The sequence below is a fragment of the Burkholderia theae genome, from assembly GCF_048565265.1.
Taxonomy (GTDB): domain Bacteria; phylum Pseudomonadota; class Gammaproteobacteria; order Burkholderiales; family Burkholderiaceae; genus Burkholderia; species Burkholderia theae.
In genome coordinates, this window is the sequence record NZ_CP183461.1 from 1,605,513 (window position 1) to 1,618,486 (window position 12,974).

Consider the following 12,974-nt stretch of genomic DNA (forward strand, 5'->3'; position numbering starts at 1 on the left):
TGTTCACGTCCCCATTATAGTGAACGCAAACAGCCTTACCGATTGTTACGCAGGCAACCGATCGAGCTGCGCACGCAGTTTTTCGAGCGTGCTCTGGAATTCCGCGACGCGTTTCTGCTCCTGTTCGACCACGGCCGGCGGCGCTTTCGCGACGAATGCCTCATTGCCGAGCTTCGCGTTGCACTTCGTGATCTCGCCCGTCAGGCGCGCGATTTCCTTCGACAGGCGCTCGCGTTCGGCCGCGACGTCGATTTCCACCTTCAGCACCAGCTTGTTCGGGCCGACGATCGCGATCGGCGCACCGTGCGCCTCCTTGTCGAGCGTTGCCTCGTCCGCGAGGATCTGCACTTCCGACAGGCGCGCGAGGGCCTGAACGTACGGCGCGAACGAGCGCAGGCGCTCGGCATCGCCGGCCGCGAGCAGCGGCACCTTCGTCGCCGGCGACAGGTTCATCTCGCCGCGCAGGTTGCGGCATGCGTCGACGATCGCCTTCAGGTCGGCGGCCCATTGCTCGGACGCCTCGTCGATCTTCTGCAGGTTGGCGACCGGATACGCCTGCATCATCAGCGACGCTTCGCCCTCGGCCTTGCCTTGCGGATAGCGGCCCGCGAGCGGCGCGACCTTCTGCCAGAGCGCTTCGGTGATGAACGGGATGACCGGGTGCGCGAGGCGCAGCACCGTTTCGAGCACGCGCAGCAGCGTGCGGCGCGTGGCGCGCTGCTGCTCCGGCGTGCCGTTCTGGATCTGCACCTTCGCGAGTTCGAGATACCAGTCGCAGTACTCGTCCCACACGAACTTGTAGATGCTGGTCGCGACGTTGTCGAAGCGGTAATCGGCGAAGCCCTTCGCGATGTCGGCCTCGGTGCGCTGCAGCAGCGACACGATCCAGCGGTCGGCCGCCGAGAAGTCGAGGTAGCCGCCCGGGCCGCAGTCGCCCGCGCCGCAGACCTCCGGCTTGTCGCTGCCGCAGTCGTGGCCTTCGCAGTTCATCAGCACGAAGCGCGTGGCGTTCCACAGCTTGTTGCAGAAGTTGCGATAGCCCTCGCAGCGCGCGAGGTCGAAGTTCACGTTGCGGCCGAGCGTCGCCATCGACGCCATCGTGAAGCGCAGCGCGTCGGTGCCGAACGCGGGGATGCCGTCCGGGAATTCCTTGCGCGTCTTCTTCTCGATCGTCGCGGCCTGCTTCGGGTTCATCAGGCCCGTCGTGCGTTTTGCGACCAGCGTTTCGAGGTCGATGCCGTCGACGATGTCGAGCGGGTCGAGCGTGTTGCCCTTGCTCTTCGACATCTTCTGGCCTTCCGCGTCGCGCACGAGACCGTGCATGTAGACGGTGTGGAACGGCACCTTGCCCGTGAAGTGCGTGGTCATCATCACCATCCGGGCGACCCAGAAGAAGATGATGTCGAAACCCGTGACGAGCACCGACGACGGCAGGAAGTGCTGCAGTTCAGGCGTTTCGTTCGGCCAGCCGAGCGACGAGAACGGCACGAGCGCCGACGAGAACCACGTATCGAGCACGTCTTCGTCACGCGTCAGCGTGCCCGTGTAGCCCTGTGCGGCGGCCTTCGCGCGTGCGTCTTCCTCGCTGCGTGCGACGAACACCTCGCCGTTCTCGCCGTACCACGCGGGAATCTGGTGACCCCACCACAGCTGGCGCGAGATGCACCAGTCCTGGATGTTCTCGAGCCACTGGTAGTAGGTGGTCGTCCAGTTTTCCGGGACGAACTTGATCTGGCCGTCACGAACGACGTCGAGCGATACCTCGGTGATCGACTTGCCCGGGTGGAACGTGCCTTCCGGCGCCGGTTTCGTCATCGCGACGAACCACTGGTCGGTCAGGATCGGCTCGATCACGACGCCCGTGCGGTCGCCGCGCGGCACCATCAGCTTGTGCGGCTTCACGGAGTCGAGGAAGCCCAGCGCGTCGAGGTCGGCGACGATCGCCTTGCGCGCGTCGAAGCGGTCGAGGCCGCGATACTGCTCGGGGCCGTTGTCGTTGATCTTCGCGTCGAGCGTCAGGATCTCGATCGGCGCGAGGTTGTGGCGCAGGCCGACCTGGTAGTCGTTGAAATCGTGCGCGGGCGTGACCTTCACGACACCCGTGCCGAATTCGCGGTCGACGTAGTCGTCGGCGATCACCGGGATCTCGCGGCCCGTCAGCGGCAGCGTGACGAGCTTGCCGATCAGGTGCGCGTAGCGCTCGTCTTCCGGGTGGACCATCAGCGCGACGTCGCCGAGCATCGTCTCGGGACGCGTCGTCGCGACGGTCAGCGAGCCGGAGCCGTCGACGAGCGGGTAGCGGATGTGCCACAGGTGGCCGTTTTCTTCTTCGCTGACGACCTCGAGATCCGACACGGCGGTCAGCAGCACCGGATCCCAGTTGACGAGGCGCTTGCCGCGATAGATCAGGCCCTGTTCATGGAGCGTGACGAACACGTCGCGCACGGCGGCCGACATCTTGTCGTCCATCGTGAAGTATTCGCGCGACCAGTCGGTCGACGCGCCGAGGCGGCGCACCTGGCCGGTGATCGTCGAACCGGACTGCTGCTTCCATTCCCACACGCGCTCGACGAACTTCTCGCGGCCGAGGTCATGGCGCGACACGCCCTTCGCGTCGAGCTGGCGCTCGACGACGATCTGCGTGGCGATCCCCGCGTGGTCGGTGCCGGGCACCCACAGCGTGTTCTCGCCGAGCATCCGGTGGTAGCGGGCGAGGCCGTCCATGATCGTCTGGTTGAACGCGTGGCCCATGTGCAGCGTGCCCGTCACGTTCGGCGGCGGCAACTGGATCGCGAAATCGGGGCGCGCCGGGTCGAACGCCGGGGCGGCATAACCGCGTTTTTCCCACTCCGGCCCCCATTGGGCTTCGATGGTGTGGGGTTCGAAACTCTTCGCAAGCGTGTTGTCGCTCATGTTGGAAATCTGCCGAAATATGCGTGAATTGGATGCCGAATCTGACAATTATAAAGGGATGCCCATCGGCCAGCCATCGCCTTGCCCGCACGGGCCCGTCGCGAGGTGGCCGCAACATGCTCGCGGCACGCGATCGAACGGATCGGGAACGGCGGCGCGCGGCCGACTTATAATGTCGGGTCCGCATTTTTCTCGCCCGCCCGCTGCCGCTCCATGCCCGATCTGCTCGCCAATCTGAACCCCGAACAACACGCCGCCGTCACGTTGCCGAACGAACCGGCGCTGATCCTCGCAGGGGCGGGCAGCGGCAAGACCCGCGTGCTGATCACGCGCATCGCGTGGCTGATCCAGCAGGGCTACGCGTCGCCGCCCACGGTGCTCGCCGTCACCTTCACGAACAAGGCCGCGCGCGAGATGATGGCGCGCCTGTCGGCAATGATGCCGATCGACACGCGCGGGATGTGGATCGGCACGTTCCACGGCCTCTGCAACCGGATGCTGCGCACGCACTGGCGCGACGCCGGCCTGCCGCAGACGTTCCAGATCCTCGACACCGCCGACCAGCTGTCCGCGATCAAGCGGCTGATGAAGGCGGCGAACGTCGACGACGAGAAGTACCCGCCGAAGAACGTCCAGTACTTCATCAACAACGCGAAGGAGCAGGGGCTGCGCCCCGACAAGGTCGACGCAACCGACAGCTTCAACCGCAAGTTCGTCGAGCTGTACCAGGCATACGACCAGCAGTGCCAGCGCGAGGGTGTCGTCGATTTCCCCGAGTTGCTGTTGCGCTGCTACGAGCTGCTCGCGTACAACGCGCCGCTGCGCGCGCACTACCAGGCGCGCTTCAAGCACATCCTGGTCGACGAGTTCCAGGACACCAACAAGCTGCAGTACGCGTGGCTCAAGATGCTCGCGGGCGGCCAGAACGCGATCTTCGCGGTCGGCGACGACGATCAGTCGATCTACGCGTTCCGCGGCGCGAACGTCGGCAACATGCGCGACTTCGAAGACGAATTCCGCGTGCGCAACCTGATCAAGCTCGAGCAGAACTACCGGTCGCACGGCAACATCCTCGACGCGGCGAACCAGCTGATCTCGAACAACGCGCACCGCCTCGGCAAGAACCTGCGCACCGACGCGGGCCACGGCGAGCCCGTGCGCGTGTACGAGGCCAGCACCGATTCGCAGGAGGCCGGCTGGATCGTCGAGGAGATCCGCTCGCTGATCAACACCGGGATGGCCCGCAGCGAAGTGGCCGTCCTGTACCGCAGCAACGCGCAGTCGCGCTCGATCGAGCATACGCTGATGTCGTCGGGCATCCCGTACCGCGTGTACGGCGGCCTGCGCTTCTTCGAGCGGCAGGAAGTGAAGCACGCGCTCGCGTACCTGCGCCTGATCGACAACCCGAGCGACGACACGGCGTTCGTGCGGGTCGTGAACTTCCCGACCCGCGGGATCGGTGCGCGCTCGATCGAGCAACTGGCCGACGCCGCGCGCCTGTACGGCTGCTCGATGGCCGCCGCGATTCCGTACGTGACCGGCAAGGCCGGCACGAGCCTCGGCGGGTTCGCGAACCTGGTCGCGAAGATGCGCGCCGACACGCAGCAGATGAACCTGCCGGAGACCGTCGAGTACGTGGTGCGCGCGAGCGGCCTTTCCGATTTCTACCAGGGCGAGCGCGAAGGGCAGGACCGCCTCGAGAACTTGCAGGAACTCGTGAACGCGGCCACCGCGTTCGTCGCCGAGGAAGGTTACGGGCTCGATACGCCGGCGCGCTCGATCCCGCTGCGCGCGGGCGCGATCGCGGCGCCCGAACTCGGCGTGGCAACGGACGATGCCGCGGTCGACGTGCTCGATCCGGCGTCGCTCGGCGATCCGGCGCAGAACCCCGACACGATGACGCCGCTCGCGGGCTTCCTGTCGCATGCGTCGCTGGAGGCCGGCGACAACCAGGCGCAGGCCGGGCAGGACGCCGTGCAGCTGATGACGGTGCACGCGGCGAAGGGGCTCGAATTCTCGGCCGTGTTCATCACGGGCCTCGAGGAAGGGCTGTTCCCGCACGAAAACAGCGTGCTCGAATCGGACGGCCTCGAGGAAGAGCGCCGGCTGATGTACGTCGCGATCACGCGCGCGAAGGAGCGGCTCTACCTGTCGTTCGCGCAAAGCCGGATGCTGCACGGCCAGACGCGCTACAACGTGCGCTCGCGCTTCTTCGACGAACTGCCCGAGCACGTGCTGAAGTGGCTGACGCCGAAGGTCGAGGCCGGTTCGCGCTGGGGCGGGCGGTCGGACAACGCGGGTTACGGGCGCGACTGGTTCGCGCGGCCGGGCGGCGGCAGCCGCGAGCAGATCGTCGACGCGGCCGTGACCGCGCCGCTGCCCGCGTTCGCGAACAAGCAGCGCGCGGCCGACACCGGCTTCCGGGTCGGCCAGCAGGTGTTCCATACCAAGTTCGGCGAAGGCACGGTGACCGCGCTCGAAGGCAACGGCACCGACGCGAAGGCACAGGTGAAGTTCAAGCGGCACGGCGAGAAATGGCTCGCGCTCGCGGTCGCGAAACTGCAGGCGGTGGAATGATGGGTATCGACACGGATGTGACGCCTGCGGCTCGCCCGCTCGGCATTCTGGCCGCGCTGCCCGAGGAACTCGGCGACCTGATCGCCGCGATGCGCGCCGACGGCGCGATGAAGACGGTCACGCTCGGCCGCCGCGACTATCACGTCGGCACCGTGCACGGTGCTGCCTGCGTCGTCACGCTCGCGCGGGTCGGCAAGGTCGCGGCCGCCGCGACGGTCAGCGCGCTGATCCACGTGTTCGGCGTCGCGGGTGTCGTGTTCACCGGCGTCGCGGGCGGCGTGTCGCGCACGGTGCGCGTCGGCGACGTCGTCGTGGCCGACACGCTGCTGCAGCACGACCTCGACGCATCGCCGCTCTTTCCGCGCTACGAGGTGCCGCTGCTCGGCATCACGCGTTTCGCGACCGACGCGGAACTGACGGCCCGTCTCAGGGCCGCATGCACGCTGTTCGTCGCGGAAGAGGGCGCACAGTTCGCCGAGCGCTTCGGGCTGGCCGGCGCCCAGCTGCACGCCGGACTCATCATCAGCGGCGACCGGTTCGTGTCGAGCGAGAGCGAGGTCGTCGCGCTGCGCGATGCGCTGCCAGACGCGCTCGCGGTCGAAATGGAAGGGGCGGCGATCGCGCAGGTGTGCGCGGAACACGACGTGCCGTTCGCGCTCGTGCGCACGATCTCCGATACGGCCGACGATCACGCGACGCAGTCGTTCTCGCACTTCCTGTCGGCAATCGCGAGCAGCTATTCGTCCGGCATCCTCAAGCGTTTCCTGACGCTGCATGCGACGACGGCGGCCTGAAGCCGCCGTCGTTTTCTCCTTTCAAGCCGGTCGACCGGCCGCGGCGCGCACGCCGCGGCCGGCTTGTCACGCCTTCTTGCGCCGGCTGCTTTCGAGGTTCGGCAGGAACACCGTCAGCACGCCGATCAACGGCAGGAACGAGCACACCTTGTAGACGAACGTGATGCTCGTCGCGTCGGCGAGCTGGCCGAGCACGGCCGCGCCGACGCCGCCCAGGCCGAACGCGAAGCCGAAGAACAGGCCCGCGACCATCCCGACCTTGCCGGGCATCAGTTCCGTCGCGTAGACGAGGATCGCGGCAAACGCCGACGCCAGCACGATGCCGATGATCACGGTCAACACGCTCGTCCAGAACAGGTTCGCGTACGGCAGCAGCAGCGTGAACGGCGCGACGCCGAGAATCGATACCCAGATCACGTACTTGCGGCCGATCCGGTCGCCGACGGGCCCGCCGATCAGCGTACCGGCCGCCACGGCCGCGAGGAACACGAACAGGTGGATCTGCGCGGCCTGCACCGACAGGTGGAACTTGTCGATCAGGTAGAACGTGAAATAGCTGTTGATGCTCGCAAGATAGAAGTACTTCGAGAACACGAGCAGCACCAGCACGCCGATCGCGCCGATCACGCGGCCGCGCGACAGCGTCGGGTGGCCGGCCGACACGGCCTTCTTCTTCATCGACGGATGCTTCTTGTACCAGTGGCCGATCTGCGTGAGCACGACCATCGCGACGAGCGCGGCCGCCGAGAACCACGCGATGCTGTGCTGGCCGTGCGGAATGATCACGAGCGCGGCGAGCAGCGGCCCGAGCGCGGAACCCGCGTTACCGCCGACCTGGAACACCGACTGCGCGAGCCCGTGCTGGCCGCCCGACGCCATCCGCGCGACACGCGACGATTCCGGATGGAACACCGACGAGCCGCAGCCGACGAGTGCCGCGGCCACCAGCAGCACCGGGAAGCTCGGCGCGACCGACATCAGCAGCAGCCCCGCGAGCGTGAAGCCCATGCCGACCGGCAGCGAATACGGCTTCGGGCGCTTGTCGGTATAGAGGCCGACGAGCGGCTGCAGCAGCGACGCGGTGATCTGGTAGGTGAGCGTGATCAGGCCGATCTGCGCGAACGACAGCGCGAACTGGCTCTTGAGCATCGGGTAGATCGCGAGGATCAACGACTGGATCATGTCGTTGAGCATGTGCGAGAAGCTGATCGCGCCGAGCACCGGATAGACGGTGCGGGGAACGGGTGGCGCGGACGGCTGGGCGGCGGCTGCGCCGGCGACTCCGGTGTCGAGGCTGGTTTCCATGTGAGCTGAACGAGTTGAGGTGACGGGCGCGCTCTGATGGGGATCGGCGCGTTTTGAATCGTTGCTGCGTCAAAGAAGTGTAATGTGGCGTATCGAGAATGTCAGGCCAAGTTTTATCGCGAATCGGACATTCATGTGACGGATCGGCCGGTGCCCGTTTTTTTGACCGGGTATAACGCTGGCGACGCGTCCGCCCGTCCGCGGAGCCGCGCCGGGGCCCGGATCCGTGTATGACCGGACTCAAGAAACGGCGGTGGCGGCCGTAGATGAACCCAATGACAACAGGCGCGCCGCGCCCGGCACCGGCTACCCGCCGTGCGGGCGCAGGACGCGCGGCATGGCCAGCCGTCGCGGGAATGCCGGAACCGACCTATCCGGCAACGTGATCCATACGGGGATATATCGATGAAAGCAGCATCATTGCATCCGCAGCCAGGTGCGGCCGCCGGTCGCGCCGCACGGCGCACGCGAGCGGCGCGTCGCGAGCGCCGGCCGTGGACCGTCAAGTCGACCTTGCGCGCCGCATTCGCGATCCTGCTGGCCGGCACGCTCGCGATCGGCGTGTTTTCGCTGTGGCAGATCAGTCGGCTGAACGCGTCGATCGCGTCGGTCTACGAGCAGGGCCACGTCGCGAGCCGCGCGGCGCAGGAGGTCCGGGCCGAGCTGCTGCGGGCAAGCCGTGCACAGAAGATGCTGCTGACCGCCACCACCGCGAAGGAGCGCGACGAACTGGGCGCCGAGGTCGGCGCGGGGCTCGCGTCGATCGGGCAGGCGCTCGGCACGCTGCAGCGCTACGCCGATCCGGCCGATGCCGACGATTCGGCGCGGCTGCGTGCGTTCTCGACGGCGGTCGGCACGTGGAGCGCGCATCTGCGCGATTTCGTCGCGCTGGTGCGCGCGCAGCCGCTCGACCTGTCGCAGATGAACTGGCAGGTCGGCACGCAGGACGTGTCGCTGCTGGTCGAAACCGGCAAGCTCGAGAAACTCGTCGCCGACCTCGTGAAGACGCGCGGCGAGAAGTCGAAGGCGACGCTCGATGCGTCCGCCACCATCTTCTCGTCGTCGTTCGCGATGATCGCGGCGATGACGGCCGCGCTGATCGTGCTCGCGATCGTGATCGCCGAGCGCGTCGTGCGCCGCCTCGCGTCGCAGCTCGGCGGCGAGCCCGCGCATGCGAAGGCGATCGCCGCGGACATCGCGCGCGGCGACCTGACGCGACCGATCACGCTCGGCCGGCACGACCGCGACAGCATGGTGCGCGCGCTGGCCGAGATGCAGACGGGGCTCGCGGCGACCGTCGGCGAGATCGCCGTCAGCGCCGAGGCCATCGCGGCCGCGTCCGGCGAGATCTCGACCGGCAATCTCGACCTGTCGCGGCGCACCGAGCAGCAGGCCGTCGCGCTCGAGCGCACCGCGGCCAGCATGGAGCAGCTCACGTCGACCGTGCGGCAGAACGCCGAGAATGCGCGCCAGGCGAGCACGCTCGCGGCCAATGCGTCGGCCGTCGCGGAGACGGGCGGTGAAGTCGTCGGGCGGGTGGTCGCGACGATGAGCGAGATCGACGACAGCGCGAAGAACATTCGCGACATCATCGGGACGATCGAGGGGATCGCGTTCCAGACCAACATTCTCGCGTTGAACGCGGCGGTCGAGGCCGCGCGCGCCGGCGAGCAGGGGCGCGGCTTCTCGGTGGTCGCGGGCGAGGTGCGCCTGCTCGCGCAGCGCGCGGCGACCGCGGCGAAGGAGATCCGCGCGCTGATCGGCGCGTCGGTCGAGCGCGTCGCGAACGGCGCGGCGCTCGCGCACGATGCGGGCCGCACGATGGGCGACGTCGTGCGCGCGGTCAAGCGCGTGACCGACATCATCGGCGAGATTTCCGCGGCATCGGACGAGCAGAGCGCCGGGATCGAAGAGATTGGCCGCGCGGTCACGCAGATGGACTCAGGCACCCAGCAGAACGCGGCACTCGTCGAACAGGCGGCTGCCGCGGCGAACGCGCTCGACGAGCAGGCGCAGGCATTGAAGTCGCTGGTCGGGCGCTTTCGCATCGCGGCCTGAGCGCGCCCGGCCGTCCGGCCATCAGGACTTCTTTCGCTGGTCCGGATCGATGATGACCGTGCAGGTCGTGCCCGCCGACAGCACCACGTCGGCCGGCACCTCGTCGATCCGGATGCGCACCGGCACGCGCTGCGCGAGGCGCACCCAGTTGAAGGTCGGGTTCACGTCCGCGACGAGGTCGCGGCTTTGCGGATTGTCGCGATCGTAGATGCCGCGCGAGATGCTTTCGACATGGCCCTTCATCACGCCGCCGCTCATCAGCCGCATTTCGGCCGGCGCGCCGATCTTCACGCGCGGCAGCTTGGTTTCCTCGAAGTAGCCGTAGACCCAGAACGAATGGCTGTCGACGATCGCGAGTTTCGCCTGGCCGGCCACCGCGTAGTTGCCCTTGAACGTCTGCAGGTTCGTGATGTAACCGTCGACCGGCGCGACGACGCGCGTGCGCTCGAGATTGAGCTTCGCGGCGTCGAGCGCGGCGATCGCCTGCTGGTACTGCGCATCGGCGCTCGACGCGCTGTGCGCCGCGTTCTCGCGGTTTTCCTTCGACACGACGAGCGCATCGAGATCCGCGCGGCGGGCCGCATCGTCGCGGCGCATCTGCAGTTCCGCGCGGCGCGCGGCGACGGCCGCCTGCGCCTGCTCGACCGCGATCTGGTAGTGCGACGGGTCGATCTGCATGATCAGGTCGCCCTTTTTCACGAGCTGGTTGTCATGCACGGGCAGCTCGACGATCGCGCCCGACACGTCCGGCGCGACGTTGACGATCTCGGCGCGCACGCGCCCGTCGCGCGTCCACGGATCGTCCATGTAGTGCACCCACAGCGAGCGCCCGATCAGGATCGCGACGAGAAGGATGACGGCGGTCGCGACGAAGCCGAAGAGTTTTCTGAGAATCATGATGGTTCGGAATCAACGGTAAACGGCAAGACTCAGTCCGCCGCAAATGCAGACGAGAAGACAGGCCCGGAACAGCGACGGGTGCCAGACGACCCGGTAGAGGCCCGTATAGGCAAGCAGGCGGTCGACGGCCCAGGTCGCGAGCGCGCCCAGGACGAACATCAGCACCACCGTGGGCATGTAGGCATCGAGAATGGCGATTTCACGCGGCATCATGACGAGGCTCCAGGTTGGGGACGCACGGGGCGGTTGCGGTAAAGCGGCTCGAGCGGCGATTCCGGATCGAGCAGCGCCGTGCGCACGAAATGAAGATGGCTCAGAATGCGCTGCAGCCGGTGGCGTTCGTCGCGCGTCGGTGCGAACACGTCGAGCGCCTGCCGGGTCGCGTCGATCGCCGCATTGGTCGCGGCGAGCGTCGCATCGAAGCGTGCGGCGCTCGGCTTCGAGAACAGCGTCGCCAGCGCGCCGCGCATCGTCTCGATCGCACGACGCCACGGCATCGACGGCGCATAACGCGGGTCGGGCGGCAGCGCCGCCAGCTCGTGGCGCAGGTCGATCGCCGCATTGCCGGTTTCGAGCACCGCGAACATCCAGCGCAACGCGTCGCGCTGCACGTCGGGCTGGTCCGCCGACAGCGTGTGCGCCTGATACATCAGGTCGCGCGCACCGCTCTCGAAACGCGTGCGCAATCCGGCGAGCCGCGCGTGGCAGGCCGCGACGGCCTGGTGGCGCAGGTCGGCGAACAGCCGCTTCTTGAGCCACGGCGCGGTCGGCGGGAACAGCACCGCGAACGCGATCGCCGAGACCAGCATCGACAGCACGAGCGCGAGCGCGTCGTTCATGAAGCTGGTCGGGTCGTAGTGCGTGATGTTGTCCGGGCCGGCGAGGAAGCTGAAGAAGATCAGGTAGCCCATCCCGTAGCCCGCGAGCTTCGGCTTCAACGTCATGAAGATGCCGATCGCGAGGAGCGGCGCGAGGGCGACGCACAGCAGCGGGAATCCGTCGATGTGCGGATAGATCCCGAACGTCAGCAGGAAGCCGGTACAGACGGCGAGCGCCGTCCCCATGCCCATCTGCGCGGACATCGCGGTCGGCCGCGGCGTCGACGACGCGAGCGCGCAGGTGGCCGCCGCCGTCAGCGTGAGCGTCACGCCGCTCGGCCAGGCCGTCTCGATCCAGAACCAGCCGAGCAGGAGGATCACGGTCGCGGTGCGGATCGCCGCGATCACCATCGCCGTCATGTTGGTGCGCGGCTCATAGCGTTCGATCCAGCGCTCGCGTTCGTGCGTCGGCGTCGACAGCGACGCGTAGGTCGCCGCGTACTCGTGCAGGTCGGTGATGAAGCGGTACAGCAGTTCGGCGGCCGTGTCGAAATCGAGCAGCGGAAAGTCCGGCTGCGTTTCGAGCGCCGCGCGCGTCGCGCGGATGCGGCGCGGCAGCGCATCGCGCCACGCGAGCAGCTGCTCGGCTGCATGCCCCGCGTCGGTCGACGTGCGCACGGGTTCGCCGGCCGGCGTCAGCAGCAGCGGCGCGATCTCGCGGAAGTACGGCTCGATCGCGTCGATCGCGGCCTGCGCGCCGATCGCATGCAGCCGGTTCATCAACTGGTGCAGCGCATGGAAACGGCTCGACGCGCTCATGAATTCGCTGTTCAGCCGCGCGAGGCGGCCGCTGCGCATCCGTGTGTCCGGATCCTCGAACACGGCCATGCTGCGCGCGGCTTCGAACCCGACCACGTCGGCGACGAAGCGCGTATGGATGGTTTCGATATGCGCGCGGTCGAGCTTGCCCGACAGCGCCGACGCGACGTAGTCGACGAAGCTGCCGAAGCGCTTGCGCACTGTCGTGCGCATCTGCTCGCCCGTGTACTGCGGAAACACGAGCGCGCTGACCACGCCGGCCGACACGATCCCGACCATGATTTCGGCCACCCGCGTCAGCGCGCTCATGAACGCGCCGTCCGGGTGCTGCGAAGCGGGCAGTCCGATCAGCGCGGTCGTATAACCGGCCAGCAGGAAACCGTAGCTGCGGAAGTTGCGGTTGCGCGCGGCACCGGCCGTGCACAGCGCGACCCACAGCGCGACCGCCAGCAGGAACAGCTGCGGCTGCTGCGGGAACAACCCGACGAACGTGAGCGTCGCGATGAGCCCGAAGATCGTGCCGGCGACGCGATAGAAGCTCTTCGCGAGCACCGCGCCGCTTTGCGGCTGCATCACGATGAACACCGTCGTCATCGCGGTTTTCGGCGCGGGCAGGTCGAGCCGCATCGACACGCCGGTTGCGATGAACGCGGCGAGCAGCGCCTTGAACAGATAGAGCCACGCGGCGCCGTCGGTGCGGGCCCAGTCGCCGAACGCGGCGTACCAGGCCGCGAGCGGACCGCCGGCGTGCGTGGAAGCGGAGGAGGAGGCTGACATGGCGGGTGCTCCG

Annotated in this window: 8 protein-coding genes; 3 read left to right on the forward strand and 5 right to left on the reverse strand. The window is 67.7% G+C overall.

Annotation, left to right across the window (positions count from 1 at the left end):
- Nucleotides 1–45 precede the first annotated feature (45 nt).
- A complete protein-coding gene (locus ACN22W_RS07445; RefSeq protein WP_419687061.1) occupies nucleotides 46–2,913 on the reverse strand; it encodes a valine--tRNA ligase in 2,868 nt (955 codons plus the stop codon).
- Between the two features lie 213 nt (nucleotides 2,914–3,126).
- Between ACN22W_RS07445 and ACN22W_RS07450 the strand changes: the two genes are divergently transcribed.
- Both ACN22W_RS07450 and ACN22W_RS07455 read left to right on the forward strand, forming a co-directional pair.
- Nucleotides 3,127–5,490, forward strand: a complete 2,364-nt coding sequence (locus ACN22W_RS07450; RefSeq protein WP_419687063.1) for a UvrD-helicase domain-containing protein — start codon at nucleotides 3,127–3,129, stop codon at nucleotides 5,488–5,490.
- Complete coding sequence (locus ACN22W_RS07455; protein ID WP_193098200.1) at nucleotides 5,487–6,284, forward strand: 5'-methylthioadenosine/adenosylhomocysteine nucleosidase; 798 nt, start codon at nucleotides 5,487–5,489, stop codon at nucleotides 6,282–6,284. The genes ACN22W_RS07450 and ACN22W_RS07455 overlap by 4 nt, the downstream gene beginning before the upstream one ends.
- A 66-nt stretch (nucleotides 6,285–6,350) precedes the next feature.
- Here the strand turns inward: ACN22W_RS07455 and ACN22W_RS07460 are convergent, their stop codons facing one another.
- Complete coding sequence (locus tag ACN22W_RS07460; RefSeq protein WP_419687064.1) at nucleotides 6,351–7,589, reverse strand: MFS transporter; 1,239 nt, start codon at nucleotides 7,587–7,589, stop codon at nucleotides 6,351–6,353.
- Between the two features lie 405 nt (nucleotides 7,590–7,994).
- Between ACN22W_RS07460 and ACN22W_RS07465 the strand changes: the two genes are divergently transcribed.
- Nucleotides 7,995–9,647 (forward strand): methyl-accepting chemotaxis protein, encoded by a 1,653-nt coding sequence (locus tag ACN22W_RS07465; RefSeq protein ID WP_193098202.1) that lies wholly within the window; start codon nucleotides 7,995–7,997, stop codon nucleotides 9,645–9,647.
- Nucleotides 9,648–9,668: 21 nt separating this feature from the next.
- Here the strand turns inward: ACN22W_RS07465 and ACN22W_RS07470 are convergent, their stop codons facing one another.
- From ACN22W_RS07470 to ACN22W_RS07480, 3 genes are read right to left on the reverse strand one after another with little or no spacing between them, the layout of a single operon-like run.
- Nucleotides 9,669–10,544 (reverse strand): HlyD family secretion protein, encoded by an 876-nt coding sequence (locus ACN22W_RS07470; RefSeq protein WP_129514368.1) that lies wholly within the window; start codon nucleotides 10,542–10,544, stop codon nucleotides 9,669–9,671.
- A gap of 12 nt (nucleotides 10,545–10,556) precedes the next feature.
- Entirely contained in the window at nucleotides 10,557–10,760 is a 204-nt protein-coding gene (locus tag ACN22W_RS07475) for a DUF1656 domain-containing protein (RefSeq protein WP_048244099.1), read from the reverse strand.
- Complete coding sequence (locus tag ACN22W_RS07480) at nucleotides 10,757–12,961, reverse strand: FUSC family protein (RefSeq protein WP_412021983.1); 2,205 nt, start codon at nucleotides 12,959–12,961, stop codon at nucleotides 10,757–10,759. Before ACN22W_RS07480 ends, ACN22W_RS07475 begins: the two co-directional genes overlap by 4 nt.
- Nucleotides 12,962–12,974: the final 13 nt, after the last annotated feature.

Excerpts from the sequence above, each read along its gene's own strand:
- ACN22W_RS07470 (WP_129514368.1), bottom strand. The coding sequence starts at position 10,544 with ATGATTCTCAGAAAACTCTTCGGCTTCGTCGCGACCGCCGTCATCCTT.
- ACN22W_RS07445 (WP_419687061.1), bottom strand. The coding sequence starts at position 2,913 with ATGAGCGACAACACGCTTGCGAAGAGTTTCGAACCCCACACCATCGAA.
- ACN22W_RS07480 (WP_412021983.1), bottom strand. The coding sequence starts at position 12,961 with ATGTCAGCCTCCTCCTCCGCTTCCACGCACGCCGGCGGTCCGCTCGCG.
- ACN22W_RS07460 (WP_419687064.1), bottom strand. The coding sequence starts at position 7,589 with ATGGAAACCAGCCTCGACACCGGAGTCGCCGGCGCAGCCGCCGCCCAG.
- ACN22W_RS07455 (WP_193098200.1), top strand. The coding sequence starts at position 5,487 with ATGATGGGTATCGACACGGATGTGACGCCTGCGGCTCGCCCGCTCGGC.
- ACN22W_RS07465 (WP_193098202.1), top strand. The coding sequence starts at position 7,995 with ATGAAAGCAGCATCATTGCATCCGCAGCCAGGTGCGGCCGCCGGTCGC.
- ACN22W_RS07475 (WP_048244099.1), bottom strand. The coding sequence starts at position 10,760 with ATGATGCCGCGTGAAATCGCCATTCTCGATGCCTACATGCCCACGGTG.
- ACN22W_RS07450 (WP_419687063.1), top strand. The coding sequence starts at position 3,127 with ATGCCCGATCTGCTCGCCAATCTGAACCCCGAACAACACGCCGCCGTC.